This window comes from Paragemmobacter ruber, from assembly GCF_009908315.1.
GTDB classification, from domain to species: domain Bacteria; phylum Pseudomonadota; class Alphaproteobacteria; order Rhodobacterales; family Rhodobacteraceae; genus Paragemmobacter; species Paragemmobacter ruber.
Genome location: NZ_JAAATW010000002.1, coordinates 699754 through 716476, shown reverse-complemented (window position 1 = coordinate 716476; position 16723 = coordinate 699754). Strand labels below are relative to the sequence as shown.

Sequence of the window (16723 nt, the reverse complement as noted above, 5' to 3'; positions counted from 1 at the left end):
ACAGCGGCGCGGATGCGAAAGCGCGAGGACGCCCTGAGCCTCTCCGCCTCCGTGGCGGCGCTGCGGACGGCGGACAGGCGGCTGGCATGATGTCCGATCAGCCCGAGCGGCGGGACTGCGGGCCGGTTGTCGGCCATGGGGCATCAGGCCTGATCCGCGTGATGCCCCCCTTTCATTTCCCCCTGTCGGTGCCGAGGTCATGGGCGATATCCCGCGTCTGGGCATAAAGCCGCTTGAACAGCGGATACTGCCGCGCATAGGCGGGCACAGCCTCGGGCCGCACCGTGCGGGCCACGGGGTTCCATTCCACGATCTGATCCGGCAGGGCCTTGCCCACTGCGGTGGCGGCGAGGAAGGCATCGCCATAACTTGCCCCCACTGTCTTTTCGCAGAGGATCTGCCCGACGCCCGCGATATCGGATGTGGCCTGCATCCAGACCGCATTCTTCGTTCCCCCGCCGACGGCGAGGATGCGGCGGGGCATCGCATCAAGGTCGCGATAGGTTTCCAGCACATGCGCGGTGCCTGAGGCGATGCCCTCCAGCACCGCGCGGAACATGTCGCCGCGCGTATGGGTCAGGTCGAGGCCGAAGAAGGCCCCCTTGGCCTGTGGATCATGGATAGGCGTGCGTTCGCCGCTGAAGTAGGGCAGGCAGAGCAGGCCCTTGGCGCCCTTCGGGCTGGCCGCTGCCTCGGCGGCGAGGTCGCCAAAGCGCGCATCTCGGGCGAACTGGTCGCGGAACCAATGCGTCAGCGTGCCCGAGGTGGCCAACCCCGCCATGGAGGCATGCATTCCGGGCCAGAGCCAGGGCGCATACCACAGGCGTTGGTCGCGCACCGGATCGGACGTGACCTGGATGATGAAGATTGTGGAGCCATACATCATCATCATCTCGCCCGGACGCTGCACGCCCACGCTGACCGCCTCGGCCGCCGCGTCGATCGTGCCGCAGGTGACGGGGGTGCCGGTGGCAAGGCCCGTCTCGGCGGCGGCTTCTGCCGTGACATGGCCCGCGACATCGGTGGACCACATCAGCCGCGGGAGTTTCTCCAGAGGCAGGATGTCAGGGGCCAAGGCATCCGTCCAATCCAGCGCGTTCACATCGTAGAGGGGCGAGAAGTTGGCCGCCGTGTAATGGTCGATCACATGGGTGCCCGTGAGCTTCCACGTGATGTAGGAAGTGGAGGTCAGGACCTTCGCAGTGCGGGCGTAAAGATCGGGATGGGTGTTCTTGAGCCAGAGGATCTTTGGCCCCACCGATTGCGAGGTCAGCGCATTGCCGCAGGTGGCCATGATGCGCTCCGCGCCGATGCTGGCGTTCAGATGGTCGATCTCCGCCGCCGCCCGGGTGTCCACGCCATAAAGGACACCGTTCATCAGGGGCGCGCCCGTCGCATCGACGGGCAGCATGCAGGGGCCGATGGCCGAGGCGGCGACACAGGCGATATCCTTGGGGTCGATCCCCGATTCGGCCAGCAGCGCGCGGGTGATATGGACGAAATCGCCCCACCAATCCTCCTCCGCGCGATGTTCGGCCCAGCCGGGGCGCGGCACCAGCATCTTGTGGGGCCGCGTGGCGGTGGCGACGATGCGGCCCGTGCCGTCCACCAGAACGCCCTTGGATTCAAAGGTGCCGATGTCGATGCCGAGCGTATGGGTCATGGGGTCACCGGATCAGGTTGAAGCCGGGGGTGATGCGGGCGATGGCAGATTGCAACAACGCGACCATCTGCGCCACATCGGCGGGGTCCACCACCTCCAGCGCGGAATGGGTATAGCGCATGGGGAAACCCACATCGAGACAGGCCACCCCCTCCTCGCCCATGAACTGGATATAGCTGAGGTCCGTCAGCGCCCCGGTATGGGCCGAGCGTTGCAGCGGCAGGCCCTCGGCCTGTGCCGCCTCCTCCATCAGCGCGACCAGGGCCGGATGCGGGATCACCCCGTTCAGCGTGCCGCGCCCGTGGAAGGAATAGAGGCTGATGCCGGGGCCTCCGCCCAAGGTCACTTCGCCACGAGACTGCATGTCCGGCGTGTCGCAGGCCAGAAGAAGGTCGATCTGGAAGGCGATGTCGGGCTTCGCCGCCGCCGCGGCGGGCAGGACGCCGCGCAGGTTGTATTCCTCCTGCACCGACCAGACGAGGTGGACCGTCGGCCCGCTGCGCCGATCTTTCAGCCGCGCGGCCAGATCCACCAGCGCGGCGCAGCCGGCGCGGTCATCGGCGCTGGTCCCGGCAAGGCGGCCATTGGCAAGGTCCATCACATGGGGGCGATAGACCACCGGATCGCCGATGCGCAGGCCTGCCGCCTCGGCCTCGGCCTTGGAGGTGAAGCCGGCATCGACGTAAAGCTCGGCATAGGGCAGCACGCGGTATTTCTCTTCAGGCGTGGTGGCGTGGTGGCTCTTGTTCGCAATCACGCCGGGCACATCGCCCACCCGGGTGCAGATCACCACCGCCTGCGCCGCCAGCGCCCGTTCCGGCACGCCGCCCAGCCGTTCCAGCCGGATCAGCCCGCTGGCCTCGATCTTCCGCAGGATGAAACCCAGCTGGTCCATATGGGTGAAGACCAGAACCGCAGGCGCGGCGGGATCGCCCTCCAGCGTGGCGGACAGATTGCCCAGCCGATCGGTCCGATGCGCGATGCCCAGCGCATCGAGATCGGCCTTGATGCGGGCGCGGATGCGGTCCTCATGCCCGGCCAGACCGGGGATCAGCATGTAGTCGCGGATCAGGTCGCGCAGTGTCATTCCAACCCCCTGCCCCCTTCATCTTGGCCAAAATACCCACAGGGGGTGAATGGGCCGCATGGCCCAGAGGGGGCGCGTGCGCCCCCTGACCGCGGAGGAGGCGCGCAGGCGCCGACGACAGGAAAGGCTTGCGCGCCAGCGCTCCGCTTCGGTGGCGTCGGATGCGGGCGCATCAATAGCCCCTCGCGGCGCGGGCGCGGTCCATGAAATCCTTGGCGCGGTCGGGGTCCACGGCGGCCCAGGTGTCGCCGTCATATTTCAGGGCAGACCCCACGATGCAGCCATCGGCCACGCGCAGCACATCGGCGATGGTGGCGTGTTTCACGCCCGTGTTGGCCAGCACGGGCGTCTTGGGCAGCACGCGCTTGACTGCCTCGAGATCGGCCATCTCGGCCGCCTCGCCGGTGATCGTGCCGGAGACGAGCACGGCATCGGGGATGGACGAAAACACCGCTGACCGCGCCCGATCGGGCAACGAGCGGGGATCGAGCGAGCCTGCGAATTCCGCCGACACGTTATAAAGCAACGCGCAATCGGTATTGCCCAGGCGGCGCTGATAGCGCTGCGCGGCCCCTGCATCCGGCGCCCAGAGGCCCATGTCGCTGGCATAGGTGCCCGAGAAGATCTCGCGCAGGAAGGCCGCGCCCGTGGCCGCAGCCAGCGCAAGACTGGCCATCGGATCCCACAGCACATTCACGCCGAAGGGTACGCTGATGCGGTCGCGCAGGCGGCCGATCGCATAGGCCATGGTGGCGGTAGAGGCGGCATCCACCTTCATCTCGTAGGGGCGGTCGTTTTCATTGCCGAACATGACCGCATCCACGCCCGCCGCCTGCAGCGCCGCAAGATCGCGGGCGGCGCCGTCGATGATCGCCTCGACCCCGCCTGCGGCATCATAGAGCGGGGTGCCCGGCAGCGCGCCGAAATGCACCATGGCGATGACGGGCTTTTTCGGCCCGAACACGTTTTGAAACCGAGACATTCCATCCTCCCAAGACAGGGGAAGGCTAGACGGAAAGGGATTGGACCGAAAGGGGGAACATACTAGCATGTCAGTCAACGCGGGAGGGGCGGAGATGCAGGCACGGCGGCGCTGGAACAGGCATGGGGGCGCAGGGTTGGACTTCACCCTGCTGGGCTTTGGATCGGCCCCGATCGGCAACCTGTTCCGGGCGATATCGGATGACGCGGCCCATGCGGTGCTCGAGGCGGCCTGGGCGGGGGGCATCCGCTATTTCGATACGGCGCCACTCTATGGCCTTGGCCTGTCGGAGACGCGGCTGAACCGGTTCCTGCGGGGCAAACCGCGGGAAGACTACGTCCTCTCGACCAAGATCGGGCGGCTGTTACGGGTGGCAAGCCCCGAGACGCGCGACGGCCGGGGCAAATGGTTCGACGTGCCGTCGCGCCGCGAGATCTACGATTACGGCTATGACGCGGTGTTCCGGTCGGTGGAATTTTCGCTGGAGCGGCTGGGGCTGGACCGGATCGACATCCTTTATGCGCATGATCTGGACATCTTCAACCACGGGTCACAGGCGGCGCTGGAGGCGCGGCTGGCCGAGTTCATGGAGGGCGGCTATCGCGCGCTGGTGCAGTTGCGCGACGAGGGCGTGATCGGCGCCTTTGGCGCCGGGGTGAATGAGTGGGAGCCCTGTGCCTGGATGATGGAACGGGGGGATTTCGACATCTTCCTGTTGGCAGGGGAATATTCGCTGCTGCGGTCGGATGCGCTGGAGGGGTTCATGAACCCGGCGGCGGCGCGGGGCGTGGGGGTGGTGGTGGGTGGCCCCTACAATTCCGGCATCCTCGCCACGGGGCCGCGCCCGGGGGCGCAGTATCGCTACAACGACGCGCCGGATTGGGCGATGGAGAAGGCTGGGCGGTTGCAGGCCCTGTGCGCGGCGCATGGGGTGCGGCTGGTGGATGCGGCCTTCCAGTTCTGCGCGCGCCATCCCGCTGTCGTGTCGGTCATCCCCGGGGGGCAGACGCTGTTCGAGATGGAAAGCAATCTGGCTGCCGCGCGGGCGGAGATCCCGGCCGCGCTGTGGCAGGCGATGAAGGCCGAGGGGCTGATCCCCCCGGCCGCGCCCGTGTGAGGGGAGCGACCATGCAGATCGACGCGCATCAGCATTTCTGGCACCCCGCGCGGGGGGATTATGGCTGGATGCCTGCGGATGACCCCGTGCTGTCGCGGCCCTATGGCCCGGCGGCGTTGTGGCCGCAGCTGCAGGCGGCAGGCGTGCAGGGGACGATCCTTGTGCAGGCCGCGCCCACGGTGGCAGAGACGGAATACATGCTGGGGATCGCGGATGCGACGCCCTGGGTTCTGGGCGTGGTGGGCTGGGTAGATTTCGAGCGGCCCGGGGATCTGGCCCAGATGCGGCGACTGGCGGCGCATCCCAGGATGAAGGGGTTGCGCCCCATGATCCAGGACATCCCAGATGACGGCTGGATGCTGCGCGAGGATGTGCAATGGGCGTTCCGCGCGATGTGCGATCTGGGCCTTCGCTTTGATGCGCTGGGGTTTCCGCGCCATCTGGGGAATTTCCTGACGATCCTGAAACGCTATCCGACGCTGCAGGTGGTGGTGGATCACTGCATGAAGCCGCAGATCCGCGACCGTTCGGAGGCGCAGTTCCGGCTCTGGTCCGAAGGGATGGCCCGGATCGCGGATGAGACGGCGGCGGTGGTGAAATTCTCGGCGCTGATCACCGAGGCGGGGCCGGATTGGACGGTGGAGGACCTGCGCCCCTATGTGGAGCATGTCTTTGCGGCCTTCGGGCCGGAGCGGGTGATGTGGGGATCGGATTGGCCGGTGTGCCGGTTGCGCGGGGAATATGCCGATTGGCGGGCGGCGGCCTTGCGCCTGACCGAGGGCCTGTCGGACGTGGATCGCGCGCTGGTCTTTGGCGGGACGGCGGCGGGGTTCTACGGGGTATGACACGGCGCGCCGCCCTGCCGGGCTGCGCAAGTATGTTTCGCGCCTGCGCGCCTGCGCGCTTTGGCGCAGCGGCGGGGGCGCAGCGGCGGGGGCGCTTCGCCCCCCGCACCCCCCGAGGGTATTTGGGCCAAGATGAAGCCCGGAGGCCGAACAGCCGGCTGCGGGGCGCTCAGGCGCCGTAGAGGGCGGTGGCGATCCGGCGCGTGGCGGTGGCGGCATCCTGTGCGGACATCGCGGCGCGCAGCGTGGGATCATCGCGCAGGTCTGCGGCAACCGCCCGCAGGCGTTCGGTCAGGGCGATGTTGGCGCGCGATTCCTGCACCGGGTCCATGCCGCCGTGATCGGGGAAGGTGTCGAAATAGATCACCCCGTCATAGCCCAGCCGGTCGAGCACCCAGAAAAGTTCCACCGTCTGGATCGGGTGCACGGTGCCCGCGATCAGGCCATCGTCGCGCTTGGCATAGCCGTCATTCAGATGGACGCCCATGATCCGGCAGTAGCGGGCGGCAAGCAGGGCGGATCTGGCCGGCATCTCGCCTGCAAAGAGCATGTGGCAGAAATCCAGCGTCACGCCGAGATTGGGGCGGGCGACATCGCGGATGGCGTGCAGCGTGCTGGCCATGTCGGGCAGGACGGACCAGCTGCGCGGTTCGTTGGGTTTGTATTCGATGGAGATGTCGAGCGCGGGGTTGTGATCGCAGATCTCGGCCAAGGCCGCGAGCGTATCGTCCCACTGGCGGGCGTAATCGGCCTGAAAGCTGTAATCAAAGCCATCCTGCCCGAGCCAGACCGTCATCACCCGCCCACCCATCTGCGCCAGCGCATCCAGACCGCGCTTTGTAAGGTCGATCGCGGCGCGGCGGACGGTCGCGTCGGGATGGGTGAAGGCGCCAAGGCGGAAGCCGGGATCGGTGTAGTAGCGCATGGCGAGACCGTTCAGCGCCATGTTCGAATCTTGCAATAACTTGCCCAGAATTTGCGGCGTGTGATGGTCGAAATGGTCTGGAAAGTTCAGGTCCGCAGCATCAAGCCCGCCCACCTGACCGGCCTTTGCGATCATGTCGGCGACGGTGTCGCCCTTGCTCTTGAAGGCGTTCAGGCGCGTGGCATAGCGCGGGAGATTGCGCAGGGTCATGGGGAGGGGGCCTTTCAGGCAGGGGCGAACAACTCGGGCCGGTCACGTTCGAGCGGTTCGAGATAGGTGACAAGCTGACGCAGATGTGCGCGCGTGGCCTGACGGGCGGCCTGCGGATCGCGCGCCTCGAGCGCGGCGAGGATGGCGCGATGCTCGTCCAGCGTGGCGGCGACGCGGCCGGGGACGGGCAGGATCAACTGGCGCGCGCGGTTAACGTGGAGCCAGGCCGTTTCGCTGACCTGGGCGAGACGGCGGAACCCGGTGAAAGATAGCATCATCTCATGCATCGCGGCATCGAGCTGATAGAAGCCCGGCACATCGCCATCGGCCACAAGCGCGGCTTGCACCGTGATGTTGCGGCGCAGTTGGGTGATCTGGTCTTCGGTGATCGTCTCGGCCACGCGTTCGATGGCGGCCACTTCGATCGCCTCGCGCAGGAAGGCGCCTTCGCGGATCTCGGCCATGGAGAAGCGGGCGACAAACGTGCCAGCCTGCGGGATGACATCGACCAGCCCCTCTGCGGCGAGGCGGGCCACGGCATCGGCCACAGGGCTGCGCGAGACGCCGAGCGTCTCGCAGATTTCGGGTTTGCGGAGGATTTCGCCGGGACGATAGGCGAGCGACAGGATCGCCTCGCGCAGCGTCTGATAGACGCGCTGGCCGAGCGAGCCGGAAAACCGGTCAAGCGGCGCGAGCCGCACGGTGGAAGGGTCTTGTGGTGCGAGCTCGGGCGGCTGTAACATGCTAACATGTTAGACATGCGCGGGGTCCTGTCAAGGAAGCCGCGGGATCAGGGGGGGCGCGCGATGACAGCGGTTGCGGAAGTGGCGGGCGGGACGATCCGGCTGCACGGGTCGGACAATGTGGTGATCGCGCTGGAGGACCTTGCGAAAGGGGCGATGGCCGCGGGGGTGCCGGTGCCGTTGCCGCAGGCGGTGCCGCGCGGCCACAAGATCGCAACCGAGGCGATCCCTGCGGGGCGCAATGTGCTGCGCTATGGCCAGATCATCGGGCAGGCGACGGTGGATATCCCGGCAGGCGCGCATGTGCATGCGCACAACCTCGGGATGGCGCCCCATTCTGATGACTATGCGATCGGGACGGAAAGCCGCCCCCTGCCCCCGCTGCCGCCGCGCGAATTCATGGGATATCACCGCCCCGACGGGCAGGTGGGAACACGCAACTACATCGGCATCCTGACCAGCGTGAACTGCTCGGGTTCGGTGGCGCGCTTCATCGCCGAGGCGGCGGAAAGCGATCCGGTCCTGCGCGCCATGCCGAATGTTGATGGCATCGTGCCCATCGTGCACCAGACGGGCTGCGGCATGTCGGGGACGAACGAGGGCTATCAGACGCTGATGCGGACGCTGAAGGGCTATGCCCGGAACGCGAATTTCGGCGGCATCCTGCTGGTGGGGCTGGGCTGCGAGGTGATGCAGGTGCCCGATCTGGTGGGTCAGGGCCGCCTGCGCCCCGATGGCAATTTCCGCTACATGACGATCCAGGGCACCGGGGGGACGCGGGCAACGATCGCCAAGGCGCTTGAGGTGCTGCGCGAGATGGCGGAGGTGGCCGCGCGGGTAGAGCGGCGGCCTGCCCCGGTGTCCAAGCTGATCGTGGGGCTGCAATGCGGGGGGTCGGACGGCTATTCCGGGATCACGGCGAACCCCGCGCTGGGACATGCGAGCGATCTGCTGGTGCGGATGGGGGGGACGACAATCCTGTCGGAGACGCCCGAAATCTATGGCGCCGAACATCTGCTGACGCGCCGGGCGGTGCGCCGGGAGGTGGGCGAAAAGCTGTTGGAACGGATCCGCTGGTGGGAGGATTACACCGCGCGGAACGAGGGCGAGATGGACAACAACCCCAGCCCCGGCAACAAGAAGGGCGGGCTGACGACGATCCTTGAAAAATCGCTGGGCGCGGTGGCGAAGGGCGGCACGGCGCCGCTGGCAGGTGTCTACAAATTCGCCGAACCCATTGATACGGCAGGCTTTGTCTATATGGACAGCCCCGGTTATGATCCCTGTTCGGTCACCGGGCAGATCGCCAGCGGCGCGACGATGATCGTCTTCACCACGGGGCGCGGGTCGGTATCGGGCTACAAGCCCAGCCCCTGCATCAAGCTGGCCACCAATTCCGAGATGTATGCGCGCATGGCCGAGGATATGGATATCAACTGCGGCGACATCCTGACCGAAGGCCTGAGCATCGAGGCGAAGGGAGAGGAGATCCTCGAGCGGATCATCGCCGTCGCCTCAGGGCGGAAAACCCTGTCCGAGGAACTGGGTTTTGGCGGCGCGGAATTCGTGCCGTGGCAGATCGGCGCGGTGATGTAGGCGCGCAGCCGCCCCCCCTCCTTCCTTCTGGCCCTGCCGCTTCCCCGTTGTGGAAATATCCTCGGGGGTCCGGGGGCAGACAGCCCCCGGGGGGCGGGGCGGGGTGCCGTCAGGCCAGCAGCGCGCTGATCTCGGCCACGGCCCGATCCACCAGATCGGGGCGGGCGCGGGATTCGACGTTCAGGCGCAGAAGCGGTTCGGTGTTCGATCCGCGCAGGTTCAGCCGCCACGTCCCGAAATCGAGCGACAGCCCGTCGGTATCGTCGCGGGCCGTGGCCCGGGGCGCGAAGCTGGCCTCCACCCGTGCGATGGCCGCGCGCGTGTCGGGGACGCGGAAGTTGATTTCGCCCGATGACGGGAAGGCCGCGCGGCGTTCGGCCAGCAGCGCGCCCAGCGACAGGCCCGTGCGGCCCATCAGTTCGGCCACCAGAAGCCACGGGATCATGCCGCTGTCGCAGGCGTAGAAGGCGCGGAAGTAGTGATGGGCCGACATCTCGCCGCCATAGACGGCGCCGGTGTCGCGCAGGGCCTGTTTGAGGAAGGCATGTCCCGTGCGCGCCATAACCGCCCTGCCCCCGGCGGCGGCGACGGCGGCCTGCGTGGCCAGCACCACGCGGGGATCGTGCACGATGGTGGCGCCGGGTTCCTTTGCCAGAAACACCTCGGCCAGCAGGCCCACGACATATTCGCCGGGGGTGAAGCGGCCCGCTTCATCGAAAAAGAAGCAACGGTCGAAATCGCCGTCGAAGGCCACGCCCATGTCAGCGCGGGCGGCGACCACGGCCTCGGCCGTTACCGGCTGGTTCTCGGGCAGAAGCGGGTTCGGGATGCCGTTCGGGAAGGTGCCGTCGGGGGTGTGGTGCAGGCGGGTGAAGCGCAGGGGCGCGCCGCGGGCGGCAAGCGCATCGGCAAGCGCGTCGAAGGTGGGGCCTGCCGCGCCATTGCCTGCGTTCACCAGGATATGGAGCGGGCGCAGCGCCGCGATATCGACGAAGGACAGGACGCACTCCACATAGGCCGCACGGGTGGCGGAGGCATCGGTGATCCGCCCGCCCGGGCGGGCCGGGGCGAAGGCCTGCGTTTCGGCCAGATCCTTGATCGCGGCAAGGCCCGTCGCAGCATCGAGCGGTGCGGCCCCGGCGCGGACCATCTTCATCCCGTTGTAATCCATGGGATTGTGCGAGGCGGTCACGCAGATGCCGCCATCCGCACCGAGATGGCCTGTGGCGAAATAGACCTCTTCCGTCCCGCAGAGGCCGAGATCGAGCACCTCGACCCCCACCGCCATCAGGCCCTGCGCCACCGCATCGGCAAGCGCCTGCGACGAGGCGCGGATATCGCGGCCCAGCACCACGCGGCGGGCATCCAGCACCTCGGCGAAGGCGCGGCCGACGCGGGCGGCGATGCCTTCGTCAAGGTCATGGCCGAGGCGGCCGCGGATATCATAGGCCTTGAAGCAGGTCAGGGGGGCGGCGGTCATCTTGTCCTCATGGCCGGGGTGGTGGCCACTGGTTAACAGGGCAAGGCCCCTTGGGGAAGCGGGGCGTTCGGTCGTGCCGGGGTTTGGTGGCAGGAGGGGATTAAATCCGACTAAAAGAATCAGCTTTACAAATCTGACTGTTTTGCTAGGTTTCTTTTACTCCTCCCAGCCAACCCTTGCGGTCAGCCCGGCGCCCCTTGACCCCAACGACATGGCGAGATGACCCAGATGCACAAGATGACGCTTTTTTCCAAAGGCTTGCCACCTGTTCCTGATGCTCATCGGAGCACGGACATGGCTGATCTGATCCGCATGGCGCTGGAGGGCTGGCTGCCCATGGGCGCGGGTGCGGGGCTGGAGGCCCTGTTTGACCTGGTGGAGGCCGCACGATGAACATGCGTCCCGATCCCCTGCGGCTGCGCGATGGCGTGGCGCGCAGCATGAGCGTCGCCCGGCCTGCGGCCCCGGCGCCGATGCCCGTGGCGGCGGCGCCGCTGCATGATGCCCGCGTTCTGACGCAAGGCGGTGTGCAGGCGCGCATCGCGCTGGATGGGCAGGTCTATGCCCTGCGCATCACGCGGGCGGGCAAGCTGATCCTGACGAAGTGACCCATCCGGCGAGAGGCAGTGCCGGGTGACAGGCGGCACGGGGCGGTGTAAGGGACGGGCATGACGCACAGCCCGGCCCCTTTCGCCGCCCCGATGGCCCCGCCGCCGCGACCGCCCGGATCGGCGCTTTTGGCCTTGTGGCTGGGGACGACGGCGGCGCTGGCCCCGTTCGGTGCAACAATCTTGCGGCGACGGCTGGCGCGCGGCAAGGAGGACGCGGCGCGCTGGCCTGAAAAGCTGGGGCGCATCACGCTGCCGCGCCCCGAAGGCGCGCTGATCTGGCTGCATGCGGTGAGCGTCGGGGAAGGGCTGTCGGTCCTGCCCCTGCTGCGGGCGCTGGTGGCGCGGGCGGGCACGCGGGTGCTGCTGACCTGCACGACGGTGACGGCGATGGGCCTGATGCAGGCGCGGGTGCCTGAGGGCGTGATCGTGCAATATCTGCCGCTTGATCTGCCCGGGCCGGTGACGCGGTTCCTGTCGCATTGGCGGCCCGATGTCGCGGTGATGGTGGAAAGCGAATTCTGGCCCCGGCTGATCCATGCCACCCATGCGCGGGGCATCCCCCTTGTGCTGGCCAATGCGCGGATGTCCGAAGGATCGGCGCGGGCTTGGGCACGCGTGCCGGGATTGGCGCGGGCGATCCTCGGGCGGTTCACGGCGCTGGCGGCGCCCGATGCGGCGATGGCCGCGCGCCTTGTGGCGCTGGGGGCGGATCAGGCGCGGCTGCAGGTCATGGGAACGCTGAAGCGCGCGGCAGAGCGCCTGCCGGTCGATCCCGCGGCGCTGGCGCAGGTGCGCGCGGGTGTGGGCGGGCGGCCCGTCTGGCTGGCGGCATCGACGCATCCAGGCGAAGAGGCGGTGGTGGCCGAGGCGCATCGCGCGGTGCGGGCCGTGTCGCCCGATGCGCTGTTGATCCTTGCGCCGCGCCATCCGGCGCGCGCGGGCGAGATTGCCGCGCAACTATCAACGGCGGGGCTGGATGTGGCGCTGCGCAGCCGGGGGGAGGCCCCCGATGCAGCGGTCTATCTGGCCGATACGCTGGGCGAGATGGGGCTGTGGTTCGACCTCTGCCCCATCGCCTTTGTCGGCGGGTCGCTGCTGCCGGGAATCGGGGGCCACAATGCCTATGAACCGGCCTTGCACGGATCAGCGATCCTGCACGGGCGGCATGTGGGGAATTTCGCCGATCTCTATGCCCGGCTGGACGCGGCGGGGGGCGCGCAGCCTGTGGTGGATGCAGGCGCCATGGCCGCCGTGGTGCTGCGGCTGATGCAGGACGGGGCGGCGCGGGCGGCGCTGGTGGCGGCGGCGCGGGACGTGCTGGCGACAGAGGCGGACGGGGTGGCCGCCACGTCCGATCTGATCCTGTCGCTGCTGCCTGCGGTGTGAGGCGCGGCTACCAGGTCTTGTTTTCCATCTTCCAGCGGCGGTGGGTCCAGAGCCACTGGTCCATATGCGCGCGCACCTGGGCCTCGAGGCTGTCATTCAGCGCCTGTGTCATCGCCTCGGGCGTGGAATGGGGGATCGGTGCTTCGACCCGCAGGTCGAAGCCGCCATCGGGGCGGCGGATGCCATAGGTGGGCAGGATCAGCGCGTCATAGCGCAGGGCCATCTCGGCGGGTGAGAGCGCGGTCAGCGCGGGCTGGCCGAAAAAGGACAGAAGCGCCCCGTCCCCCATCGACTGATCGAGCACCACGCCCACCATACCGCCCCCCCTGAGGAAGCGCAGCATATCGGCAAGGCCCTTGCGCCCGCGGGGAAAGAGGGGCGTGCCGATGCGCGAGATGGCGGCGACGTAATGGATGTTGAAAAACGGGTTGTCCATCGGGCGGTAGAGGCCGCCCACAGGGTAGCCGCGGGCGATCAGGGCGCCACGGATGGCGTCGTAATTGCCCAAATGACCGGTGACGAGGAGGACGGGGCGGCCCGTGCGGTGCGCCTCTTCCAGCGCGGGGACGCCTGCGCCCTGCAGCGGTTCGCGGGCGACGCGGGCCACGAAATCGGGGCCGGAGTAAAGCTCGGCCAGGGTGCGGCCGATGCTGCGGGGAACGGCAAGTTCCATGCGGCGCACCTCGGCCTCGGGCAGATCGGGGCGGACGAGGGCGAGGTTTTCGCGGATGCGCCGGCGCCATCCGCCCAAGGGCGCGACGATGCGCGTCATCAGGAAGGCCGCAAGCGCGCGGCGGGCGTCGAAAGGCAGGCGCAGCATCACCCAGATCGCCCCGCGGATGAGGCGATCTGCCAGCCAGTGGCCGGCCTTTCCGGTGGTGTCCTTGCTTTCGGCCATCGGTGCCCTGCGTCAGCGGGGCATTGCCCTGCGCGCGAGGGATATAGCCCCGGCGGCGGGTGGTCACAAGGATGGGACGGGCGTCTCGGCGGTGCGTTGACAGGACGGGTCCTGCCGGGGTCTATGGGGCGCGCAAGCGGAGGGCTGCATGGCCGGGGATACCGACGTTTATGTAACCAACCTGAACCCCCGCTTCACCGGGGTTTCGGCCACGGCGGCGGCGGTGCTTTCGGTGCAGGCGCGCGATCTGCGGGTGGCGCTGGTGGGCCATGCCCTGCCCGGCTGCCCGCTGCCCATCACGCGGCGGCAGGCCGTGGCGGCGGCGCGGGTGGCGCCTGCGGGGCGGCCATTTTCCATCTGGCATGTGCGGCGCAACCCCGAGATGCAGCTGGCGCTTTTCGCGCGCGACGTGCTGCGCCTGCCGGTGCGCATCGTCTTCACGTCGGCGGCGCAGCGGCGCCATTCGGCCTGGCCGCGCTGGCTGATCAGCCGGATGGATGCGGTCATCGCCACGACCGAGGCGGCAGCAGGCTTTGTGCCGGGGGTGCAGGCGGTGGTGCCGCATGGCGTGGATACCACGCGCTTCCATCCCGTGCCGGACCGGGCCGCCGCCTGGGCGGCGACGGGGCTGCCGGGGGAGTATGGCATCCTGACGGTGGGGCGCATCCGGCCCGAGAAGGGAACGGATCTGTTCGTGCAGGCGATGATCCGCGCCCTGCCCCGCCTGCCCGGTGCCGTGGCGGTGGTGGCGGGTCTGGCCAAGGGCGGGGACGAGGCCTTTCTCGCGCAGCTGCAGGCCGAGGTGGCGGCGGCGGGGTTGACGGATCGCATCCTCTTTCCCGGCGAAGTGCCGGCCGAGCGGATGCCCGCGCTGATGCAGGGCTGCAGGCTTCTGATGGCGCTGCCCCGCTATGAAGGCTATGGCGTGACGCCGATCGAGGCGATGGCCTGCGGTGTGCCGATCATTGCCAGCCGCACGGGGCATTTCGCGGAATTCGCGGGCCGTCCGGGCGGGAATGATCAGGCGGGGATCGTGGTCGCGCTGGAGGATGCGGCAGCGGCAGCGGAGGCGGCCGTCGCGCTGCTCACCGATGACGCGCGCCACGCCGCATGGTCGGCCACGGCACGCGACCGGGCGGTGCGGCTGTTTGGCGTGGGGCGCGAGGCGGCGGGGATCCGCGCGGTCTATGACGCGCTTTGGGCGCGGGGCTGAGCGCCGCCGGGCGGAGGCCGGCGCCGGGGCCTAGCCCTTGGCGCCCTGCCCCCTTGCATAGATGTCTTCGTAGCGGATGATGTCATCCTCGCCCAGATAGGTGCCGGTCTGCACCTCGATCAGGATCATGGGCACCTTGCCGGGGTTTTCCATCCGGTGTTTGGCGCCAAGCGGGATGTAGACGGATTCGTTTTCACAGACGAGGCGGACGGTATCATCCACCGTCACCCGTGCGGTTCCGGCCACCACGATCCAATGTTCCGAGCGGTGCATATGCGATTGCAGCGACAGGGCCGCCCCCGGCTTGACCACGATCCGCTTCACCTGAAACCGGTTCGACAGCGCCAGTGTTTCGAACCAGCCCCAGGGGCGGTGGTCGCGGGGGAAGGCCTCGGCCTGTTTGGCGCCTTTGGCTTTCAGCACCTCGACCGCGCGCTTCACGTCTTGCGCGCGGGATTTGTCGGCCACCAGAACCGCGTCGCCCGTGGCAACCGCCATGATGCCGGAAAGCCCGATGCCCACAAGTTCCACACCGTCATCCTCGGCCCGGAGAAGCGTGTCGTCGCAGTCGATCGCGATGGCACTGCCGCCCAGCGCATTGCCGCGCGCATCCGCCGCCATCTCGGCGGCCACGGCGTCCCAACCGCCGAGATCGGACCACCCCGCACCGAAGGGCACGGCGACGAGGTTGCCCGCGCGTTCCATCACCGCGTAGTCGATGGAGATGGCCTCGGCCCCGCTCCATGCGGCCTCATCCAGCCGCAGGAAGCCCAGATCGACGCGGGCGGCGGTGACCGCAGCCTCGACCGGGGGAAGCAGATCGGGGGCGTGGGCGCGGAAGGCGGCGATCATCGTTTCGGCGGTGAAGAGGAAGATCCCCGCGTTCCACAGGAAATTGCCGGCGGCGAGCATCGCCTCGGCCGCGTCGCGGGGCGGCTTTTCCACGAAGCGGGCCAGATCCACCGGCACGCCATCGGCGGCGGGGCCTGTGAGTTCCAGCCAGCCATAGCCGGTTTCCGCGCGGGTGGGCCGGATGCCGAAGGTGACGATGCGGCCCGCGCGGGCGGCGGCTTTGCCCGCCTGCACGGCGGCGCGGAAGGCGGGCGCGTCGGGGACGACGTGATCGGAGGGCGCGACCAGCATCAGCGCCTGCGGGTCGGACTGCGCCAGATGCAGCGCGGCGGCCAGCACGGCGGGGGCGGTGTTGCGCCCCTCGGGTTCGATCAGCACGGCGCCGGGGTCGATCCCTGCGGCCTGCAACTGTTCGGTGACGATGAAGCGGTAGTCCGATCCGGTGATCACGACCGGGGCGGCGAAACCATCGCCCGCCAACCGCCGGGCAGAGGCCTGAAACAGGCTTTCGCTGCCGATGAGGCGCGTGAACTGTTTGGGAAAGCTCTTGCGCGAGAGCGGCCAGAGGCGGGTGCCGGACCCCCCGCACAGAAGAACCGGATGGATCATCGCCGCCAAACCCTTGCTAAACAATTCTGTAGAACGCGATGCATGGTTGCCGGATTTTGCGCCGCTGGGCAACCCTGCCGCGCAGGTGTTTCGCGCGGGTGTTGCACGGGATGCAGCGGGGGAAGGGACAGAGCAAGGGCCGCCCCTTTCGCGGGGCGGCCCTTCCCTTCATCAGGCGCGAGAGGGTGTCAGCTGGGGAAGGCTGGCGGCGCGGCCGGGGCGAGGGAAGCCCCCGGATCCGCGCCTTGGACCCCCGTCACGCGGATGACGTGCGCCCTTGCGTCAGTGGCGACGGCCCCAGGCATCGACTTCGCGTTCGGCCTCTTCCTTGGCGAGACCGTATCTCTCTTGCACCTTGCCCACGAGCTGGTCACGCTTGCCGGCCATCTGGTCCAGCTCATCATCGGTGAGCTTGCCCCACTGTTCTTTGGCCTTGCCGCGAAGCTGCTTCCACTTTCCTTCGATCTGGTCCCAGTTCATAGCGTCTTCTCCTGTGTCCAGCGCCC

The 16723-nt window shown here is 68.4% G+C and carries 15 protein-coding genes; 6 read left to right on the top strand and 9 right to left on the bottom strand.

Annotated features, from left to right (window positions below):
• Nucleotides 1-172 precede the first annotated feature (172 nt).
• The 3 genes from GU920_RS11795 to GU920_RS11785 all read right to left on the bottom strand — a co-directional run bounded on the left by GU920_RS11795 (nucleotide 173) and on the right by GU920_RS11785 (nucleotide 3732).
• Nucleotides 173-1663: an FGGY-family carbohydrate kinase gene (locus GU920_RS11795; protein ID WP_161767199.1), complete on the bottom strand. Its 1491-nt coding sequence runs from the start codon at nucleotides 1661-1663 to the stop codon at nucleotides 173-175.
• 4 nt (nucleotides 1664-1667) lie between these two features.
• Nucleotides 1668-2750: a M42 family metallopeptidase gene (locus tag GU920_RS11790; RefSeq protein ID WP_161767198.1), complete on the bottom strand. Its 1083-nt coding sequence runs from the start codon at nucleotides 2748-2750 to the stop codon at nucleotides 1668-1670.
• Between the two features lie 172 nt (nucleotides 2751-2922).
• On the bottom strand, nucleotides 2923-3732 hold the full coding sequence (locus GU920_RS11785) for a BtpA/SgcQ family protein (protein ID WP_161767197.1): 810 nt from the start codon (nucleotides 3730-3732) through the stop codon (nucleotides 2923-2925).
• A 94-nt stretch (nucleotides 3733-3826) separates the two neighbouring features.
• Here GU920_RS11785 and GU920_RS11780 point away from each other — a divergent pair, with 94 nt between their 5' ends.
• Together GU920_RS11780 and GU920_RS11775 are read left to right on the top strand one after the other, a co-directional pair.
• The gene (locus GU920_RS11780; protein ID WP_161767196.1) at nucleotides 3827-4849 is read left to right on the top strand and encodes an aldo/keto reductase; all 1023 of its coding nucleotides are present in this window, start codon (nucleotides 3827-3829) and stop codon (nucleotides 4847-4849) included.
• 11 nt (nucleotides 4850-4860) lie between these two features.
• Nucleotides 4861-5694 (top strand): amidohydrolase family protein, encoded by an 834-nt coding sequence (locus GU920_RS11775; protein ID WP_161767195.1) that lies wholly within the window; start codon nucleotides 4861-4863, stop codon nucleotides 5692-5694.
• A 169-nt stretch (nucleotides 5695-5863) separates the two neighbouring features.
• Here GU920_RS11775 and GU920_RS11770 read toward each other — a convergent pair whose 3' ends face one another.
• Together GU920_RS11770 and GU920_RS11765 are read right to left on the bottom strand one after the other, a co-directional pair.
• Nucleotides 5864-6829 (bottom strand): sugar phosphate isomerase/epimerase family protein, encoded by a 966-nt coding sequence (locus GU920_RS11770; RefSeq protein WP_161767194.1) that lies wholly within the window; start codon nucleotides 6827-6829, stop codon nucleotides 5864-5866.
• Between the two features lie 14 nt (nucleotides 6830-6843).
• Entirely contained in the window at nucleotides 6844-7572 is a 729-nt protein-coding gene (locus GU920_RS11765) for a GntR family transcriptional regulator (RefSeq protein ID WP_161767193.1), read from the bottom strand.
• Nucleotides 7573-7635: 63 nt separating this feature from the next.
• Here GU920_RS11765 and GU920_RS11760 point away from each other — a divergent pair, with 63 nt between their 5' ends.
• Complete coding sequence (locus GU920_RS11760; RefSeq protein WP_161767192.1) at nucleotides 7636-9168, top strand: UxaA family hydrolase; 1533 nt, start codon at nucleotides 7636-7638, stop codon at nucleotides 9166-9168.
• Nucleotides 9169-9277: 109 nt separating this feature from the next.
• Here the strand turns inward: GU920_RS11760 and GU920_RS11755 are convergent, their stop codons facing one another.
• On the bottom strand, nucleotides 9278-10648 hold the full coding sequence (locus GU920_RS11755; RefSeq protein WP_161767191.1) for a phosphomannomutase: 1371 nt from the start codon (nucleotides 10646-10648) through the stop codon (nucleotides 9278-9280).
• A 473-nt stretch (nucleotides 10649-11121) separates the two neighbouring features.
• On the opposite strand from GU920_RS11755, the gene hemP reads away from it, so the two are divergent.
• Nucleotides 11122-11256 carry a hemin uptake protein HemP gene (gene hemP, locus GU920_RS11750; protein WP_235933277.1) on the top strand — a complete coding sequence of 45 codons (135 nt, stop codon included), beginning with the start codon at nucleotides 11122-11124 and terminating at the stop codon, nucleotides 11254-11256.
• 60 nt (nucleotides 11257-11316) lie between these two features.
• On the top strand, nucleotides 11317-12645 hold the full coding sequence (locus tag GU920_RS11745; RefSeq protein WP_161767190.1) for a 3-deoxy-D-manno-octulosonic acid transferase: 1329 nt from the start codon (nucleotides 11317-11319) through the stop codon (nucleotides 12643-12645).
• Nucleotides 12646-12652: 7 nt separating this feature from the next.
• On the opposite strand, the gene GU920_RS11740 is transcribed toward GU920_RS11745, so the two are convergent.
• On the bottom strand, nucleotides 12653-13543 hold the full coding sequence (locus GU920_RS11740; RefSeq protein ID WP_161767189.1) for a lysophospholipid acyltransferase family protein: 891 nt from the start codon (nucleotides 13541-13543) through the stop codon (nucleotides 12653-12655).
• Between the two features lie 148 nt (nucleotides 13544-13691).
• Between GU920_RS11740 and GU920_RS11735 the strand changes: the two genes are divergently transcribed.
• Nucleotides 13692-14756, top strand: coding sequence for a glycosyltransferase family 4 protein (locus GU920_RS11735; protein ID WP_161767188.1), 1065 nt, complete (start codon nucleotides 13692-13694; stop codon nucleotides 14754-14756).
• Nucleotides 14757-14786: 30 nt separating this feature from the next.
• Here the strand turns inward: GU920_RS11735 and GU920_RS11730 are convergent, their stop codons facing one another.
• Together GU920_RS11730 and GU920_RS11725 are read right to left on the bottom strand one after the other, a co-directional pair.
• Nucleotides 14787-16217: a mannose-1-phosphate guanylyltransferase/mannose-6-phosphate isomerase gene (locus tag GU920_RS11730; RefSeq protein ID WP_161767187.1), complete on the bottom strand. Its 1431-nt coding sequence runs from the start codon at nucleotides 16215-16217 to the stop codon at nucleotides 14787-14789.
• Between the two features lie 282 nt (nucleotides 16218-16499).
• A complete protein-coding gene (locus tag GU920_RS11725) occupies nucleotides 16500-16697 on the bottom strand; it encodes a CsbD family protein (protein ID WP_161767186.1) in 198 nt (65 codons plus the stop codon).
• Nucleotides 16698-16723: the final 26 nt, after the last annotated feature.